The organism is Paenibacillus sp. FSL H7-0940 (assembly GCF_037979415.1).
Classification (GTDB): domain Bacteria; phylum Bacillota; class Bacilli; order Paenibacillales; family Paenibacillaceae; genus Paenibacillus; species Paenibacillus amylolyticus.
Map to the genome: position 1 here is coordinate 2,277,151 of NZ_CP150280.1, position 17,778 is coordinate 2,294,928.

General features: G+C 42.3%; 15 protein-coding genes. 1 reads left to right on the forward strand and 14 read right to left on the reverse strand.

Translation table 11 applies throughout. From position 1 onward, the window contains the following. Positions 1–4 precede the first annotated feature (4 nt). Both MHB71_RS10010 and MHB71_RS10015 read right to left on the reverse strand, forming a co-directional pair. On the reverse strand, positions 5–1,351 hold the full coding sequence (locus MHB71_RS10010; protein ID WP_339286898.1) for an NtaA/DmoA family FMN-dependent monooxygenase: 1,347 nt from the start codon (positions 1,349–1,351) through the stop codon (positions 5–7). Between the two features lie 116 nt (positions 1,352–1,467). Continuing rightward, positions 1,468–2,571 (reverse strand): Gfo/Idh/MocA family oxidoreductase, encoded by a 1,104-nt coding sequence (locus MHB71_RS10015; protein ID WP_339286896.1) that lies wholly within the window; start codon positions 2,569–2,571, stop codon positions 1,468–1,470. 266 nt (positions 2,572–2,837) lie between these two features. Between MHB71_RS10015 and MHB71_RS10020 the strand changes: the two genes are divergently transcribed. Then, a complete protein-coding gene (locus tag MHB71_RS10020; protein WP_074095086.1) occupies positions 2,838–3,182 on the forward strand; it encodes a helix-turn-helix domain-containing protein in 345 nt (114 codons plus the stop codon). Positions 3,183–3,254: 72 nt separating this feature from the next. Here the strand turns inward: MHB71_RS10020 and MHB71_RS10025 are convergent, their stop codons facing one another. The 12 genes from MHB71_RS10025 to MHB71_RS10080 all read right to left on the reverse strand — a co-directional run bounded on the left by MHB71_RS10025 (position 3,255) and on the right by MHB71_RS10080 (position 17,735). Next, a complete protein-coding gene (locus tag MHB71_RS10025) occupies positions 3,255–4,052 on the reverse strand; it encodes a peptidase (RefSeq protein ID WP_340029473.1) in 798 nt (265 codons plus the stop codon). A gap of 1,242 nt (positions 4,053–5,294) precedes the next feature. After that, positions 5,295–6,257: a sensor domain-containing diguanylate cyclase gene (locus MHB71_RS10030; protein ID WP_340029474.1), complete on the reverse strand. Its 963-nt coding sequence runs from the start codon at positions 6,255–6,257 to the stop codon at positions 5,295–5,297. Further along, positions 6,250–6,885, reverse strand: a complete 636-nt coding sequence (locus MHB71_RS10035) for a chemotaxis protein CheC (RefSeq protein WP_076253050.1) — start codon at positions 6,883–6,885, stop codon at positions 6,250–6,252. Before MHB71_RS10035 ends, MHB71_RS10030 begins: the two co-directional genes overlap by 8 nt. Beyond that, entirely contained in the window at positions 6,875–7,249 is a 375-nt protein-coding gene (locus MHB71_RS10040) for a response regulator (protein ID WP_036615858.1), read from the reverse strand. The genes MHB71_RS10035 and MHB71_RS10040 overlap by 11 nt, the downstream gene beginning before the upstream one ends. A 282-nt stretch (positions 7,250–7,531) precedes the next feature. Continuing rightward, complete coding sequence (locus MHB71_RS10045) at positions 7,532–8,434, reverse strand: carbohydrate ABC transporter permease (RefSeq protein WP_017688457.1); 903 nt, start codon at positions 8,432–8,434, stop codon at positions 7,532–7,534. A 12-nt stretch (positions 8,435–8,446) separates the two neighbouring features. Beyond that, a complete protein-coding gene (locus tag MHB71_RS10050; RefSeq protein ID WP_036615861.1) occupies positions 8,447–9,412 on the reverse strand; it encodes an ABC transporter permease subunit in 966 nt (321 codons plus the stop codon). Positions 9,413–9,524: 112 nt separating this feature from the next. Then, entirely contained in the window at positions 9,525–11,180 is a 1,656-nt protein-coding gene (locus MHB71_RS10055) for an extracellular solute-binding protein (RefSeq protein WP_036671131.1), read from the reverse strand. A 139-nt stretch (positions 11,181–11,319) separates the two neighbouring features. After that, on the reverse strand, positions 11,320–12,861 hold the full coding sequence (locus MHB71_RS10060; RefSeq protein WP_253508439.1) for a response regulator: 1,542 nt from the start codon (positions 12,859–12,861) through the stop codon (positions 11,320–11,322). 13 nt (positions 12,862–12,874) lie between these two features. Beyond that, positions 12,875–14,656 (reverse strand): sensor histidine kinase, encoded by a 1,782-nt coding sequence (locus MHB71_RS10065; protein ID WP_036671130.1) that lies wholly within the window; start codon positions 14,654–14,656, stop codon positions 12,875–12,877. 4 nt (positions 14,657–14,660) lie between these two features. Continuing rightward, the gene (locus MHB71_RS10070) at positions 14,661–15,776 is read right to left on the reverse strand and encodes a response regulator (protein WP_101313769.1); all 1,116 of its coding nucleotides are present in this window, start codon (positions 15,774–15,776) and stop codon (positions 14,661–14,663) included. Positions 15,777–16,126: 350 nt separating this feature from the next. Beyond that, on the reverse strand, positions 16,127–16,966 hold the full coding sequence (locus MHB71_RS10075; RefSeq protein WP_036671125.1) for an SUMF1/EgtB/PvdO family nonheme iron enzyme: 840 nt from the start codon (positions 16,964–16,966) through the stop codon (positions 16,127–16,129). Positions 16,967–17,099: 133 nt separating this feature from the next. Beyond that, positions 17,100–17,735, reverse strand: a complete 636-nt coding sequence (locus MHB71_RS10080) for a glycoside hydrolase family 11 protein (RefSeq protein WP_100526251.1) — start codon at positions 17,733–17,735, stop codon at positions 17,100–17,102. Between the last annotated feature and the right edge of the window lie 43 nt (positions 17,736–17,778).

Sequence of the window (17,778 nt, forward strand, 5' to 3'; positions counted from 1 at the left end):
TCCTTTATTCGTTGATTCCATGTTCCTGCAATCCGTATTCGTAAGGAACGCCCATATTCTCGCGTAGTGTTTTTCCTTCATATTCCTTATGGAACAAACCTCGTTCCTGCAAGATAGGTACTACCTGATTCACAAAATCTGCAACGCCATCAAAAGATACATCGGGCACGACTGAGAATCCGTCACATGCTTCAGCCAAAAACCATTCTTCCAAGAAGTCAGCAACCTGTGTCGGGGTGCCTGCAACAACCGGATGATAGTTGATGACCCCGTGAGCGAGAACATCCCTTACAGAGAGTCCTTTTTTTAATAACTTTAAGGCTCTCGGAGAACGTGGGTCCATGGGGTTGGCATATGCATTTTTCAACAAGTCTGGCGCTAAAGGTTGATCTATATCTACGGAGTTTACCGATAAGGGTAAACCAACCATGGAGCCGAGGTAACTTACCCTGCTAGGGATTTCCTGGGGATTAAAACTCATAAGCTGTTTCCGACGATCCAGAGCTTCTTCCTCCGTTGAAGCCAGAGAAAACATAAAACCTGCAAACATTTTGATATCATCGGGGTTTCGACCGAAACGGGCAGCACTTTGCCTTATGGCTTGTCTGTGTTCACGGGCAGACGTAATATCATAAGGATTGGCGTACACTCCCGAAGCATATTTCCCAGCTAATTCTAATCCTTCACCTCCTCCCCCTGCCTGGAAAATCACTGGCTGCCCTTGCTCAGAGGGCGGAATGGGCAAAGGACCACGAGATGCATAATATTGACCCTGAAGGTTAATAGGCTGGATTTTGTCCATATCCGCAAATTCCCCTCCTTCTACATCTAACGTCCAAGCGTCTGGTTCCCAACTCCCCCACAAGGCCTGAACAATTTGTATGCTTTCATGTGCCTTGTCATAGCGCTCTTGGCGATTTTCAACCCGGGCACCGAAATTAGCCGCCGCTAGGGGGTCGGATGTGGTAACCGCATTCCATCCCACACGTCCATGACTGATAACATCCAGTGCTTTGAACTGACGTGCAATGTTGTAGGGATAATTAAATGTTGTAGAGAGGGTAGCCACAAGCCCGATGTGTTGTGTCTCTCTTGCTACTGCCATCAGTGCCAACATGGGGTCCATAGGAAACATAGGTGTCTGTGGGCCTAAATTATTGGATAAGCCTGGAGTGTCAGCGATGAAAATCATTTGAAATTTTCCTTGTTCAGCTAATTTAGCCCGTTCTACATAACTATCCATATTGGTGTAAGCTGCAGGATCCGTGCCAGGCATTCTCCATGCGCTAAATTCGGCTCCATAACCCGAAACCATCTGTAAAGCCAGTTGCATTTCACTTCTTTTTTTCATAACGATTTTCTCCTTCGTTCTGGACAGGCACAGATACTTGTGCCCTTACTATAGCGTGAATATATTTAGCATGCTAAGTATATGGATGGATCAGATTTTGTTCCGTTTAGTGAGGGTTATAGATATTGACGTTCACCGGTCTGGGCTGATTTCTCGACGGCATCCAGTAACTGATGTAGTTTCACCGCATCCGCGAAATTAGGTGCTAAGGTAGTACCTTCTTGAATATCTTTGGCAAACTTACGATAAGCCTGAGCCATGTTCAGAACAATTCCGGAGTCGTTATATAAAGAATGTGGAGCCGAGTAATAGGCATCGGGAATGGGTAGTTCACTAAGCTCGTTGTCCGTAGATCCTGCACCGCGTAATTGGTGTGATCCGAATTGAATGGATGCCGGGGCGCTCAGCACAATCGTGCCATTGTCTCCGAAAATTTCAAGTGTGAGTCCTGTCTGATGTTTGACTCCACCTTGAATATGAACGATGCCTGCTGCACCATTAGTCAATTTTCCTGTAATCATGATCTGATCATCCGTTGTTTTCTTGATGACTTTCTGAATATCTACCAATTCAACTTCTGGAAACTGTTGAGCTGTGGTGGCAGACAATTCTGTAAAGTCCCCAAGCATGTAAGTGAAGGCATCCAGATTATGGCCCCCTACAATGGTCAGCAAGTTCCCTCCAACTTTCCGGTCATACAAGTACGCAGTCGACTTGTCACCAACGCCACCCATGCCATCTATAGAGATCTTCAGGTTGGCAGACAACACTTTACCGACATAACCTTCTGCCAATAAATCTTTAACATATTGAACGGCCGGGGCTTGTCTAGCCTGTAATCCAATCGCATTTGGCAGTTGTGCGGACGTTATCCATTCCTGCATTTCCAAGGCTTCCTCTGTATTCGAACCCAGTGGCCATTCACAATAGATTGGTTTGCCAGCAGGTACAACGGCTTTAACGGCGTTATAATGTTCCTTGACGTTAATACTGACAACGACCATATCCACATCAGGATGCTGAGCCAACTCTTTCATATTATCAAAGCCGTGATCTGCATAGAAAGCTTCTGCGCTTTTCTTTGCACTCACCATATTACTTGTCCCAACCGCTGTAAGCTCGAATTCATCCAAATGCTGAATAGCTGGAATATGTGTTCCACTCGCCCACCCGTTATTAATGGATGCCCCTATGATACCTGTACGAATTTTTTTACTCATTGTTAAACATCTCCCTTGTTAAAATTTACAGTATGATCGAATATCGGTTTGGCTCCAGCCCTTATCAGTCACTCATTTCTATGATATATTTATTTAGCTTGCTAACTATTCAATCGAGATAACATTAATTATTCTTTCATACTTTAGGTAAACTAAAATTGTTTTGGTGTTGACACCATCATAGGTGTATTTGTTTTATTAGCAAAGAGGGCAATTTAAATGAACATAGTACATCTTTTTGTACCTTTGGATCAGGAGTGATATGAATGAGAGTTTGCAATGAAGGATTTGAACAAGAGTTTATAGATGGAAAAAGTGACATGTACGCCATAGCTTTTACTCAGAATGTCCTTTCTGGGCGTTGGAAATATTTTATCTTATGGTACCTAAAAGACGAAACACGGCGATATACAGATATCAAAAAATTCCTTGGAGATCTGTCTCAAGGCTCCCTCACAAAGCAGCTTAAAGAGTTGGAGAATGATGGTGTTATACAACGTGATGTATATCCGGAAGTTCCTCCACGAGTTGAGTATTCGTTAACAGACAAGGGAATGAAGTTACTACCGATCCTTGAAAAGATGGAGGACTTTGGCAAAGAATACGGCTAAGCAACTTAATTGAAATGGATAGCTTAACCCAAAAAAGCCGCAATTTAGCGGCTTTTTTACTCTGAAAAATTTCTATTCTACTTTATAATCAGTAACTACATCAAATTCTCCAATAATATTGTCTCCTTCTACATCATACAAATGAATCGTTCGAACAGTACCATTCACTTGTGTTTGTGCCAAGGCTTCTTCGATGGTAGTGATTTTAGGTGTAAGATCTTCAGCTTTTAGATAACCCTCGATTCCATTGGTGCCAATTGCAGCAATCAAATCGGGTTCAACCCCAATGAATGGTTCAGATAATGCTGAGCCATAGGTATCGCCCTGTGAATTGACATCATATTTAGTTTGAAGCAATAATTCGTGAATCGTTTCCGATGTTTCAGTGTTGTTTTCAAATAAAACATTTGATGAATTTACGTTCGATAACTTTAAGTTTGGCGATTTGTATCCAGTATACCGAGTGTATCCATTCCCATTATAGAATTCACCAACGTTCTGAGCATAATACGTCGTTTTAGTCGTTATTCTTGGAGAGTAGACAAAAAAACTAGAGGTTTTCGACGTATTATATGTCATGGAACTTGAAGCTTTTAAGCTTCCGCCAGATGTGTACAATCTAGCCATAGCTCCCATATATCCATTTGGAACACTTGCTGAAGCCTTCACTGATGCAACGGCTTCAGCAGTCGTACCTGTAGTAAAATTCCGAGTCCATACTTCAGATGTGAAAGTGTACGTGTGTCCCTTAATTTTGGGTGTACTATACGGTGAAGATGCAGTATTAGCCAGGACTGTTGAAGATGCCAAAAATAACGATAGAATACAAATCATTACCGTACTAACTTTCTTCGTTTTTCTCTTATTCATAGTTTATCCTCCTCATAATAAAAAATATTTGGATTATAGTTTCAATCTTTAATCCCTCTCTGTAAATATATTAAATTTATTGTAATAATTAGATTTATTTTCCTTTTATATCATAGCACTGTTCCAGTTTTTTTGAAATAGATTCGCTGGTTTTCTTGCCTTAACATCAAAGACATATTTTTGACACCTTGCTCCGTAATTCACGAATCGCTCCTTTTCAGCTCTGCCATTCGATGTGGGTCTCTCCTTATGGCTGGATGTCTTATGATATATTATATTAACAGGCATCGAGCACATCCATGGTTAGTAGCAGTTGTATCAGCTCTCATATTGACTATTGTAGAGTGGATCGCCAAAGATTACGGAAAAGTGTGGTATTTTAATGGGAGGAACATCATCTGGTCTTATGCTTCGTATTTTAATCCCTATGGTGATGGCTTATGTATACAGTTTGATCTTCAACAAAATGTTCAAACCAGGTAACCCTTCATAAAGTATGTATTCTCAGCAAGCATAGGCAAATCAATAGATCAATAGGGTTCCATATTACTTATCTTTGTTAAAGGGGGGATGATATGTTTTTCTTCTTTTTCTTTCTGCTACTTGGAATGATTGGTTTATTCTTTGGAGTTAGAGCACTGAGACGACCCAATTCATGGCCTTTTAATCGTACGAAGGATGAACTTCATGAATACGATATGATGTGCATCAAGTTTAGAGGCGTTTTTCTCCTTGCTTTTGGTACTGTTCTGACTATCGCCTCTTTCAGACTTCTTCTTATTTAAAATCCAAAAAAGCCGCTAATATAGCGGCTCTCAATCGGGCATTACTCTGGTCCCGCTCAATATCGTGGTATCAACCATTAATCTATGGTTTAATATTAGCTTGCTGACCATCAGGAGCCACCGACTTATCGTTCGTCTTCACACCCCTGCGCTTTTTGTACCCTTTAAATATGAAATACCCCACTATGATTAAGATAATCGGCATTCCGTACAGTAATAGAATATAGAAACTGAACAGCAAAAGTACGATTATCGACCCATCTATTACATTCAATATGCACACTCCTTTATAAGTATTACTGGCTGAATGATTACTACATTACTCAATAACTACTCTCTCATCTTCATATGTAAAAAAATATTATTCATAGAAAAAACATATTTTTTCTTATGTTAATTGTATAGACAAATAAAGTTGCTATTATAGCAACTTTATTAAAAGACATTTTTAGATTTCTTAAGCATTTTCAGGCTCATAAATTCCGTAACCATTCTTACCATTCTTTTTAATCTTGTACATGGCTCCATCCGCATGTCTCAGAAGTTCGGAAGGCTCCTGTCCATGCTTGGGAAATAGGCTGATACCAATACTCATCGAAAGGTTGATATAGTTTCCGGCAATCTTGAAATGGGTACTGAATGCAGCTTCCAATCTTTTGGCGATGACTTCAGCATCGTGATCATCTTTCAGATGGCTTAAAATGATGAATTCGTCCCCGCCAAGCCGAGCTACAGTGTCCGCACTTGGAATTGTTTCACTTAATCGCTTTGCCATTTCCAGCAACACTTGATCGCCAACATGGTGTCCATATGTATCATTCACTTGTTTAAACCCATCAGCATCCACAAACATGACGGCTAGTTTGTTATGGTTTCTTTTGGCATTACTGATGGCCCAAGCAAGACGGTCATTATAAGCAAGACGATTAGGCAGACCTGTAAGTGGATCATGCAAAGACAAATGCTTGCTGATTTTTTCGGAGATTTTGATTTTGGCGTACTCCGTCTCCAGCTCTTTGATCAGATTTTTAAGTTTATATACCCTGGTATTGGTGTTAGTCATGTCAGTAATCTGAATAAGGGCATAACTCCGATCTTCATGATAGAGCGGTTCAACATGCATATTTTGTCTGAATAATTGTTCATCTTCTCCTTCAGTAGGAAGAATGAACGCCTTATGTAAAGCGCTTGAGCAAAACCTGCTCTGTCCATGATACAGCGCATTTTGCAAAATATTTAAATACATGTTCGACTTAAACCGTGGGCAGACCTCAAGCAGATTTAAGCCAACCACCTCTTCTACATTCTTGCCAGTAAAGCGCTCCAACCAGGCATTCCACACAACAATTTTTAAATGCCTGTCCACGATCATTATTCCCATATGGGCTTTGTTCAAAGCTTGTGAAATAAGATTATCCATTGCCCGCCTCCAACAAAGCGTCCATTTTGGCCAGCAGGCTCGATATGGAGTTCATACTCAGTGCTATGACAATGATACCTGTCACATCCGTATCGGCAAGTAAAAACGAGGTATGTAAAACCAGGACATAAACTTCATTCTGAAGCAATATTTGTTGATCGGAATTGGTGACATAGATCAGTTCAATATCAGGCAGGACGTATTCCAGTTTGATCTCCAGGAAGTTACCGAATTCTCCAATAATGGCGTTAAGCAGGACATTGCTAACTTCCTTCAAAACGTCCAAATCCGTGTCCATCAGGTTCGGATCGTTCGGTATAACGCTCTCACCCAGTTCTCCAAGACAGATGTTTGCCAATACTTTAGCCTGCTCAACAGGAAACATCAGAAATGCTTTTCCCTGAAATTCGTATCCAAACTGTAAGGATGACCTAAACAGGTGACCTTCACTAAAGAAAATGTTGTATCTTCGATCTCCAGGATCAACATCGGATATGGAGATTAGTTCCACTTCCGGAATATTCAAAACGATACGCTTGTCTACAATCTCTGACAACATGTTAGCCGCTTGTCCCACGTAAACGTTCACTAGTTCAGTAAGCAAATCCTTCTGTAAATCATTCAGCATGATAGGCCGCCTGAATCAGTTGAATCATGGTAGTTGCCTTCTCTGCAGTTAACGGTTTATTCAAAAAACCAGAAATGCCTAACATTTCAACTTCATCCCTAGTTGTCTTCTGAATATCTGCAGATAAGATAATAATTTTGACATTGCTATCCGTTTCTCGAATCATTCGAAGCATTTCTTGTCCGTTCAAACCAGGCATCAGCAGGTCGGTGGTTATAAAATCAGGTTGAAATTCCTTGAATAGGTTGTATCCTTGCTCTCCATTGTTAGCAATCTGAATCTCGCATTCTGGAATATGATCAACAATCAGCTTTGTAAGCAATTTCTGTACGAAAATGGAGTCTTCCACGATTAATACTTTCATTTTCTCTTCAGTCTCCTTGATAAAATGGTAAGAGCTCGGGATGGTCAGGCGCTGTGGACAGTTCTTGATATAGGGCTTTCGCGCGCAGTGGCACCCTGAAAAGAGACTGACTGGTGAATCAAGTAAATATAAATTATAGTAACTTTAATTTAATTGTCAACAACATTATTGAATAAGTTCGATTCGTGTGCAATTGACATACTAAGGTCCGCCGTTTAAAAAACATAAAAAAACGGTCACCTAGTGACCGTTTTTGATCGGTTATCTGGAACTGCATTAAGTTTACTCTTTTACCCCTCCAAGCTGCAAGCCATGAACGAAATACTTCTGCAAAAATGGATATACAACTAAGATGGGTAATGCGGCAACAATCGTAATCGCTGCCCGAATAGATACAGGTGTGACCATGTTACGCGCAGCACCAAGATCTGCACCATTGGCAACGGCTGCACTGCTGTTGGAATTCATAGAAGATGATAATAGTTTCATCAACTCATATTGCAGCGTGCTCAGGTTTTGTTTAGAAGATGCATACAGAAACGTATCAAACCAAGAATTCCATTGACCGACTGCAATGAACAGTGCAACAGTAGCGAGAACCGGTTGGCACAGCGGTAGAATAATGGAAATGAATGTTCTGAAATCTCCAGCACCATCAATTTTGGCGGATTCGATCAATCCCTCGGGTAGTGTCTGGATATAGGTTCGAATAACAATCATATTAAAGGCACTGATCAGCCCAGGAATAATGTACACCAGGAAGTTGTTTAACAAATGCAAATCTTTCATTAGGAAGTAAGTTGGAATAAGACCTGCACTAAAATACATCGTAAGAACAACTGTAATGGTAATGGGCTTTCGTAATATATAATCTTTTCGGCTTAGTGTGTAAGCCAGCATGGAGGTTAAGAATAGACTTAAAACTGTTCCCAAAACCGTTCTCGCCACAGATATACCAAAGGCGCTGAAGATGGTCCCTCCTGCAAATACTGCTCTGTAGTTTTGATCTGTCCATACCCGAGGCCACAGATAAATCCCACCCCGGATGGTGTCATTACCGGCATTGAAAGATACGGCGAGTGTATTCACAAACGGATACAGGGTAACAATCGCGATTGCGATCATCAGTATACCATTTAACGTATGGAAGACAATCGGTTCAAGCCGAGATTTATTGATTCCCATCTCTAGTCCCCCTTATATTAATCGGTCTTCCCCGAGCCGTTTGGAAATTGAATTCGCCGCAAAGATCAGCGTGATACTAACTACTGTTTTGAAGATACCTGCCGCAGTAGCCAAAGAATAATTCCCGATCTGTAGTCCGTATTTCAGGACAAATATATCTATCGTCTGTGACCAGTCGACAACCACACCATTACCTAACAGATACTGAACCTCGAATCCAGCTTCCAAAATCCAGCCCATATTCATGATCAGCAAAATGATAACAATGGATTTGATTCCGGGTAAGGTCACATACAGCATTTTCTTATATCGGTTCGCACCATCAATCTCTGCCGCTTCATAGAGGGAAGGATCGATAGACGTGATGGCCGCCAAATAAATAATGGCATTCCAGCCAACTTCTTTCCATACATGGGATGCGCCTACAATGCCCCAGAAGTATTCCGGAACGCTAAGCCACATGATAGGTTCTTGAATGATATGCAGCTTCATGAGTACCACATTCACAATCCCACCATCTACAGATAGTGAACTTGCTACGATACCTGTCACAATAATCCATGAGAGAAAGTGAGGTAAATACGATATTGTTTGAATGGTTCGTTTATATAACTTATGTTTGATCTCATTAAGTAAAATGGCAAATATAATTGCTGTCGCAAATCCGAGCACCATATTGATGACGCTCATCGCAATGGTATTACGAAGCACGTTAAGAAATGCATCGTCTGTTAACAAAAACTTAAAGTGTTTGAGCCCGACCCATTCCTGCTGCGTGAAACTCTTCGCAGGACTGTAATTCTGAAAGGCCATAACCCAGCCCCAAATGGGATAATACGAGAATACGAGAATGTACGCAACGATGGGCAATGACATGAACATGAGTTGTCTTTGTCCGCGCAATCGTTTTAACAGTGGTGCTTTGGGAACGACTGTACTGGTGGTTTGCTCTGGTATGGCTCCAGGCGTGTTCGCCATCTTTCACTCCTCCTATTGGCTTGCAGCGACTTTAAGGATGATGTCCCCGGAAGGCACTCGCCTGAGTAATCCTTTGGTTGATACCTTCCGAGAGAATCATTGCCGCATTTTTTTATTTAACAGACCAGTTCTCGATTCTCCATTTCAGTTGATCATTAATTCGATCTTCATAGGATTTAACATCGATCTTCTTGTAAGCGTCTACATATTCAGTCCAAATGTTATCGAACTCATTCGGTTTTGACATGATTGCTTTAGGCAAGAATTTCAATGAAGTGTCTGTCATTTGTTTGTTCGCTACCGCAGCATCAGAGCCTTCTTTCAGATCGACCTGCCATGCTGGATAGTACACTGGATTTTCTGGTGCAGGAGAGAAGAAGTCACTCCACGTTTTGAAGCCGTATGCATCCAGAAGTTCTTTATCTTCCGGTTTGAGGTTGTCATAGAATTCCTCAGGTTGGTTGATCGCTCCAATTGCATTGCCATCTTCAAATGTTCCTTCAAGCTTCGGTGCAGCAGCGTAGAAACCTTCAGCTTTGTTAACCAATCTCCATGCTGGATCATCCTGCTCTGTCCGTTGCTCTGGTGTACGATAGAATCTTCCCTCTTCATTCACTTGATAGTCTACACCCTCTTCACCCCATGACAAGAGCTTCTGGTACTTCTCGTCCATAAGCTTATCGAGGAATTTGATGAGTGCGACAGGGTCTTCGGCATCTTTACTGATACCAAAACCATTGTTCAAGTTAATGACCGGACGATCCAGATAATGATCTGTGATACTTGTATCATAGACAAGCGGGAAGCCTACGTATGTCTGGCCAATTTTCCCCTGTGCTACGAGTGGGTCTTCGCCGGCTTGGAAATTCCAGTGCTGATCGAACATACTAAGCACACGTCCCGAAGAAATTTTGGCCAGATATTGATCGTAGTTCTGAACAAAGGCTTCTTTATCCAGCAATCCCTCGTTGTACAGATTGTTTAGTTCCTTATAATACCGTTTGGAGATATCTTTGTCGGCAAACACGGTTGCGACTCCACTATCATCTACGACTACGCCCCCGTCGTTGGGGTGACCCGTAAGATGTTCAGGTGGGTTAAGCAAAGGGAACGTCCGCCAGTCTGAAGCCAATGTAGTGAAACCAATCGTTGGTTGACCATCAATAGTTGGATTCTTGGCTGCATAATCACGGACCAACTTTGTGAAATCATCCAACGTTTTAGGAGTTGGGTACCCGGCATCCTTCAGTATGGACTTTTGGATCCAGAATGCAGGACCAGAATAATAGTTACTAATGAACTCTCCTGTATACACTCCATAGTTAGGCAACCAGTAAATATGTCCGTCACTGGAATCTTTCATCCGGTTCCAGTCTTTACCGAAATGTTTCTTCAGATTAGGTGCATGCTCTTCAATGAGATCTTCAAGCGGAATAACCGCACCCGCTGAGACCAACTTGGTGTCTGCTGTGATCAGATCCGGGAAATCGCCCCCGGCAATCATAACGCCCAACTTCTGTTGAAGATCACCTACTAGAAACTCCATCTCAAGATTAACGCCGAGTTCATCCTGAATCTTCTTGTAGATTCGGTTATCTTTAGCTGGCGCCTGATTTGGCGTTCCGATAAAGGCCGAAATGTTCAGTACCTCTTTCCCATCCTTTGTAGTCGCTTTCTCATTGTCACCGCTGCATCCTGCCAGTGCCAAACTCAAAGCCAGAACGAGTGATACGGAACCCCAAAGCTTCTTTTTCTTAAGTCCCCCCATGTACTTGCCCTCCTTGGAAGTGGTATGTCTTACTGTTTTTAGTATGAAGAAATGTATGCGGTTACAAAATATATACATTTAAGGTCTACCCCCCTGTAATTGTAGGTCTTATTCAGGAGGGGTTCTTCTTTTTCATGGATCAATTCGCATACTTTTGCCTGTATTCTACTGGTTTCATGGCTGTTCGTTTTTCGAAGTGTCTGAGAAAATGCTGGTAACTGCGGTACCCTACTTGCTCCGCAATCGCACTGGATGTTTGATTCGTCTGCTGGAGCAGACGCTTCGCTTCTTCCATTCTTAAATCATGTACTACCTCGATTACACCCTTACCATACTTTCGCAAAAAGGATTGCCCTAAATGGACAGGATTCACGTAGAATTGTTCTGCGAGCTCCTGGATCGTAAATGTCTCCCTGTAATGCATCTGCACATATTCAGCAACCGTCGCCTGGATGCCACCCATTTGCCTCTCCCGGAAAATCGCCAGTGCTGACTTGCATTGCAAACAGAAATGTTCCAGATTGTTAGCAACCTCTTCTATATTTCGATGGCCCTTCTCTAGAATTCCGCTCGCCAATTCGTTCATTAGAGCATTAGGTTCTCCTCCTAATTCTCTACACAGGGACAATCCGCGGAATATAATATGGGTAGAGAAAATATGTACAATCTCTGGCGCAGCCTTCATCTGTACAAACAGTTCAAAAGCACTCCGAATCGCAGACGAGAGTTCCTCCACAGAACCGTTTTCAAGCAAATCGCAAATATGGTCCACCTCTGACAGCGTTTCCGGATCAAACTGCCAATTCTCCAGCTGAATATCTTCGGCAAACAAAAGACGCTCTTGATTAAAAAACAAATAACGCCCAACTTCCTGAGCGGAGCGGAAGGATTCAGATAAATGCTCCAGTTTGTTGACCGTTAATCCAACCGCGATATGAATTTCTTCGCAGCCGTTATGTTGCATATTATTCATCAAACGCTGGGTAAAAGCTTTAATTGCTTCAAATGTCTCATTTCTATCATTCGTTTCCTCCCCCCATACAAGTCCCAATGAGTCTCTTGTTCTGTCTATCACATAACAGCAAGTTGTTTCTTCAGCCGTTTGTTCGACTACTGAACAGACTTCCTGAATATCTCCCTGAAAGGCTATCCGCAGGTATGCCCAATGGGACTTGTTTAAACGAGGAAGTATCTCTGACATCTCCTCCTCCGATATATTTTGCTTATCCTTAATCAGTGCGGACAAAAACGCTTTGATCCTTTGCTCATTTGCATGTTCCCTTATACGCTCCTGGGTTTCACGCTCCTGCAATTGCATACGGAGACGGACCAACATATCCTCTGCTTCTGTACTATCAACCGGTTTGGTTAAATAGTTAGAGACACCTAATCGAATAGCTTGTCTGGCATAATTAAAGTCACTGTATCCACTCGTGATGACAAACAGCACAGACTCATGTTCCAATCGCCGTGCTTCTTCTACAAGTTCCAGCCCATTCATCACAGGCATACGAATATCTGTCACCACGAGATCAGGTCGATCTTGTTCCATCATCCGAATGGCTTCCTCACCGTTGGCGCACACACCTCTGATTTCGAAACCATACTTTTCCCAATTGATCAGAAGCTGTAACCCTTCAATGGCATAAGGTTCATCATCGACTAACAGTACTTTATACATGAGAGTTTACCTCCTATTTCCTCTGTTCCAGCTTGGAGATCGGTATACGGTACCCTGCAATAGTTTCCTTTCCAGGTACACTGCTTAGATCAAATATCGCATTTCCTTCATAAAAGAGTTCCAGCCTGCGGTAGACATTGCGGAGTCCTACATGCTCGCCGTTCCTGGGTCTTTCAGAACGAATATCTCGCAGGAGCTCGGTTAGTCTCCCTGCATCCATACCGATTCCATTATCGATCACCTGAATAACCAGTTCAGAAGCGTTTCGTCTCGCCGTTATCTTGATCTCTCTTCCATTTTTTCGCGCCTGCAAGCCGTGTTTGCATGCATTTTCGACGAGCGGTTGAATACTCATGCGGGGAATGAGCAACGAAGCTGCATCAGGATCAACCTCGAAGGTGTAATCAAACAGCTCTCCAAAGCGAAACTTCTCAATCTGGAGATAAAGATTCGTAAATTGCAGCTCTTCTTGCAAAGGAATCAGATTGTCAGAATGACTGAGCAACTGTCGCATCAGTTTGGACAGACTTTTAATAATCTCAATTACTTCCGTATATCCATTCTTCGTACTAACGACCAGCAAGGCATTCAATGTGTTAAATAAAAAATGGGGATTCATCTGACTCTGGAGCATGGACAATTCAGTCCTCACTTGATCCAGCTCCAGATCTTTTTGACGGATTTCCAGTTTATATACGTCATTAATCAGCGTATGAATTTTACCAATCATGATGTTAAATGTACGAATAAGCCCGCCAATTTCGTCGCGGCCTTCGTGAATTTCAATCAGATCGAATCGTTCGTTACGAACCTTCTCCATATGTCTGGATAACTTGCGAATCCGATAGTGGTAGGAACGCAAAATAATGTAGATCAATACAGAGGGGACCACGATACTTAATGCCAGCAACCCCAGAATTGATTTAAAGGCTTCTTGCAAAAGGTGGTCAAGGTGACGCGTATCGGCAACTCCAATCAATTTCCAACCCTTTAGGTAGGCTAGATTCCCCAACGATTTTTCGAGCGTGTAAGCAGAATCTCCAGATTCCTTGAGCATTGATTCATTATCAAGGGGGGATAAATCGGTTTCGCTGAACTCCCCACTTGAAACGACAGTTCGATTGTTGCTGTCCACCAGTCGCAGCTGAAGACTGTCTGATTCACGATTTAAAATGCTGTACACCCGGCTAAGTTCCAGATCAATCTTGGAATACTTGTTGTAATTGGCATAGGAAGTATAGGTATCCATTTTGCCAATCACACTGATTCTTCTTCCCGCGTTAAATCCGGATGGCTCAATATAATCAACGACAAGAATGCCTCCACTGGTGGATTTCAGCTGTTTCAATCCAGGGAGTACATTCTTGTCTTTCATCACGATATAATGACTGCCCGTCTGAATGGTATCGTTATCCGTATAGATACGCACCTCCAGAATATTCGCTGACATGTACCGTGTTAATTTATCTCGCAGGAATGCATGGTAGACGTTGTAATAATCCACGGGGGAGTGATAGGTCCGATCCAGTGCCTCATAGAGCGAATCGTCTGCTGCAATAATTCGGCTCAGGGCAACGCTCTCATCAATCATACCTAGCAGTTCCCCCGCAGCCCTGTCGATGGATTTACGCAGATTTTCCTGTTCTCTAATCTTGATATCCGCAGAGGTTCGTTCATAAAAGAAGATATTAATCGTTATTACAGGAAGGAGAATACTAAGTACATAAATAAGCAGAAATTTGGATCGGAGAGGAATATCATTAACCTTACTGAACATCCAGAATTTATGACGCATATAATCACCCTTGGTTTTTGTTTTTATAGACTGACGGAAGCTCCCCTGTATGCGCTCTGAACTTTTGGGTGAAATATTCAGCATCATGATATCCTAGCCTGAATGCAATGTCAGTGATCTTCATATTAGTACGTCGCAGGAGTTTACGGGCCTCCTCAACACGAAGCTGGTGCACATAGTCACTGAAACTGACCCCCATCTCCCGCTTGAACTGTTGACCCAGGTAGGCAGAATTCACGTGAATACGATTAGCTACATCCTGTAATTTAATTTTACTTCGATAGTGCTGCTTCAATTCATTCACTGCTTCTGCAACCAGCCCTCCCGTACCCGTCTTTTGCTTCAATTCAGACTGGGAAAGTTGCTTGGACAGTCGAACACACAGATCTTGCAATGTGCCGGAAGACCAACTCGCAGCCTCATGCCAATCTTTTTCACATAGTATTTCTCTGCAACCCTCTCTTTTTCCATATTTACGTAGCAACTCCCCATGGATATATCGGATGACATGATGTATCCATTCCAACGAAACCTCTGCTTTCTCACTTTTCTCTAACAGTGCACTCACTGCAATATCGATAGAATACGTATTTTCTGCTTCAATCAACGCCAAGATCTCTTTGGAGATGTTCATCATTTGCTCTAAATCATATTCTTCGCTTATTAGATATTCATTAAGATGATTCTCATAGGCTTCATCTGTAACCATGACTCCATTTTGCTGTTTTTGCTCATTTCTGCGTTTGTCCAGAGGTTCAATCATGTCCATAAGGATTTGATGAATCTCCTCGGGAACAAGAGGTTTAAGCACGTACTGATCGACCTGATACCGTATGGCTTGCTTCGCGTAATTAAAATCGGAGTATCCTGTAACGATAACAATTTTAGAGGTATAGGCGAGATCTTCTCGCAAGGTGTGAATCAAACCAAGACCATCCATAACAGGCATTTGAATATCCGTGACGACAAGATCCGGTTCAACCGAGTTGAATAAAGCAAGTGCTTCCTCCCCATCTGTTGCCGTTCCGCAGAGTTCATATCCACAAGCTCGCCAGTCAATCATTGTTCTCCATCCTTCTAGCATAAACGGCTCATCATCCGCGACAATGACCTTGTACATTAGCTCACCTCACTTTTGTCCTTGATCAGCTGCATGTATTTTATCTATATCAATAGGTAGATTCCAGTTGTTCTGAAAACGCTAAACAGCAGAACAACAGCAGGATTGTTGTCTGCTCGCACAACTTTGGAGAACAAAATTTCTACCAGTCTCATCGTCATTTATCAATAACATAGAACATGGTTCCATCGGACCGTACTATAAGAACGCTCCGATTGTAGCGAAGCGCCGGGTTAACAATTCAAGTGTAACGCTTACATTTTTGTACAACAACCTGTTAAACTATAGGTTTTCACCCGACAAAGTATAGGTTTAGCTCAGAAGTAATCTATTGTCAGTAGAAAGATTTTTCATTCTCCACGTACAATACGGAATCCTTGATCGGGACCAAAACCATTTGCATCAAATTTGCCTCGAAATGATATTTCATTGTTATTGACACCGCCGATCCAGCCTCCGCCTTTCACAACTCGCCAAGTTTGATTTGGACTCTCCGAATCGCTGTACCAGTCCCAGCACCATTCTCTCACATTCCCAGACATATCATAGATTCCTAACTCATTCGCCTTCTGAGTTCCGACTTTTTTGGTTTGATTACGATTGCTCTCAATAGCGGGCCAGCTCCAGTCACCCGTCAGAATGTTCTCGCCGGCATTTACCCAGTACCAAGCAACTTCATCAGGATTGTTACTTCCGCTGTATGTGTAATTTAAGCTCTTTTGACCTCCGCTTGCAGCGTATTCCCATTCTGCCTCTGTGGGTAAACGGTAACCGTTGGCGTCCTCGTTGATCGTTACATTCCATTTTATAGTGTCATTTTCATTGTGATTATTCGTGTCCTGGTTGTCTTTATCTATATTGTAATAAGGTTTCAGGTTTTCTTTTATACTTTTTTGATTACAGTATTCCACTGCGTCATACCAGCTGACCATTTCAACAGGCAGGTCATCTCCCTTGAAGCCAGAAGGGTTTTCCCCCATAACCTCCATCCATTCTTTTTGAGTTACTTCGTATTTGCCAATATAGAAGGAATCCAGCGTTTCATTCCTATCGATCTGACTCGGCTTACTGCTCTTGAAGGCTCCTCCTTCGACGAATACCAAGTCATCGCTTAATTTCGTATTACTTGCTGAACAAGCACTTAGACTAACAACTATAGCGATTAAAGTTAACCATACCAGCTTCTTCATTCAATTATTCTCCTTTACTAGCTTAAATCCGGGAACGTCGAGGTCCGTTAGTCTGGAGAATAACGTTACTCAACGCTACCGGAAAATTGAATTTCAAATGCAGGTGCAGAAGTTGAACTGCATCACATCATTTTTACCAAACCGTCACGTTTGCGCTTCCGCTACTTTGATAACCTTCCGTTGCCATCACCTGATAGGACCAGCTGTTGCCTAAGTACATCCCTTTGCTCGCCCATGCATTCACATGATTACTGAACGTGATGGTAGAATTGACTCCGATTGGTTTCTTGGTCTGTCTAACACTCCAATACTGAGGGAAAGTCTGAGTACCATCAATGGAAGGTGCATTGTATCTCATCGTTGTATAGATGTCATATGTGCCGCCATCACTAGTCATCGAGCCCTTATACGTTCCGGTAGGACGATACGTTCCCCAGCTATCCACCACGTAATATTCAATTAGAGCGTTTCTAGTCCAACCATAGAAGGTGAGATAGCCGTTACCTGAAGGAGAGAATACGCCGGCATTATAATTGACCACTCGATTAGGCGTACCATATGTCCACCCTTTCCCGACAACAAAGTTCCCAGTATTTTGCCAATTCACGCTGTAATTCCCGCCCGATCCATTCACGGCGTTGACCGTTCCTCCGCCATCTGTCCAATTTTGCCAATAATCTGTTGCTGCGCTTGATGTTGCTGCGAAGACACCAAAACTCATGGAAGCTGCGAGAACAACGGTCATTAATTTTTTTCCGAATTTGAACATGGATGATACCTCCTGATATTTTAATAGATTTGGTTGATGCTAC

Coding starts and splice junctions, on each gene's coding strand:
- MHB71_RS10010 (WP_339286898.1), bottom strand. CDS start 1,351: ATGAAAAAAAGAAGTGAAATGCAACTGGCTTTACAGATGGTTTCGGGT.
- MHB71_RS10015 (WP_339286896.1), bottom strand. CDS start 2,571: ATGAGTAAAAAAATTCGTACAGGTATCATAGGGGCATCCATTAATAAC.
- MHB71_RS10020 (WP_074095086.1), top strand. CDS start 2,838: ATGAGAGTTTGCAATGAAGGATTTGAACAAGAGTTTATAGATGGAAAA.
- MHB71_RS10025 (WP_340029473.1), bottom strand. CDS start 4,052: ATGAATAAGAGAAAAACGAAGAAAGTTAGTACGGTAATGATTTGTATT.
- MHB71_RS10030 (WP_340029474.1), bottom strand. CDS start 6,257: ATGGATAATCTTATTTCACAAGCTTTGAACAAAGCCCATATGGGAATA.
- MHB71_RS10035 (WP_076253050.1), bottom strand. CDS start 6,885: ATGCTGAATGATTTACAGAAGGATTTGCTTACTGAACTAGTGAACGTT.
- MHB71_RS10040 (WP_036615858.1), bottom strand. CDS start 7,249: ATGAAAGTATTAATCGTGGAAGACTCCATTTTCGTACAGAAATTGCTT.
- MHB71_RS10045 (WP_017688457.1), bottom strand. CDS start 8,434: ATGGGAATCAATAAATCTCGGCTTGAACCGATTGTCTTCCATACGTTA.
- MHB71_RS10050 (WP_036615861.1), bottom strand. CDS start 9,412: ATGGCGAACACGCCTGGAGCCATACCAGAGCAAACCACCAGTACAGTC.
- MHB71_RS10055 (WP_036671131.1), bottom strand. CDS start 11,180: ATGGGGGGACTTAAGAAAAAGAAGCTTTGGGGTTCCGTATCACTCGTT.
- MHB71_RS10060 (WP_253508439.1), bottom strand. CDS start 12,861: ATGTATAAAGTACTGTTAGTCGATGATGAACCTTATGCCATTGAAGGG.
- MHB71_RS10065 (WP_036671130.1), bottom strand. CDS start 14,656: ATGCGTCATAAATTCTGGATGTTCAGTAAGGTTAATGATATTCCTCTC.
- MHB71_RS10070 (WP_101313769.1), bottom strand. CDS start 15,776: ATGTACAAGGTCATTGTCGCGGATGATGAGCCGTTTATGCTAGAAGGA.
- MHB71_RS10075 (WP_036671125.1), bottom strand. CDS start 16,966: ATGAAGAAGCTGGTATGGTTAACTTTAATCGCTATAGTTGTTAGTCTA.
- MHB71_RS10080 (WP_100526251.1), bottom strand. CDS start 17,735: ATGTTCAAATTCGGAAAAAAATTAATGACCGTTGTTCTCGCAGCTTCC.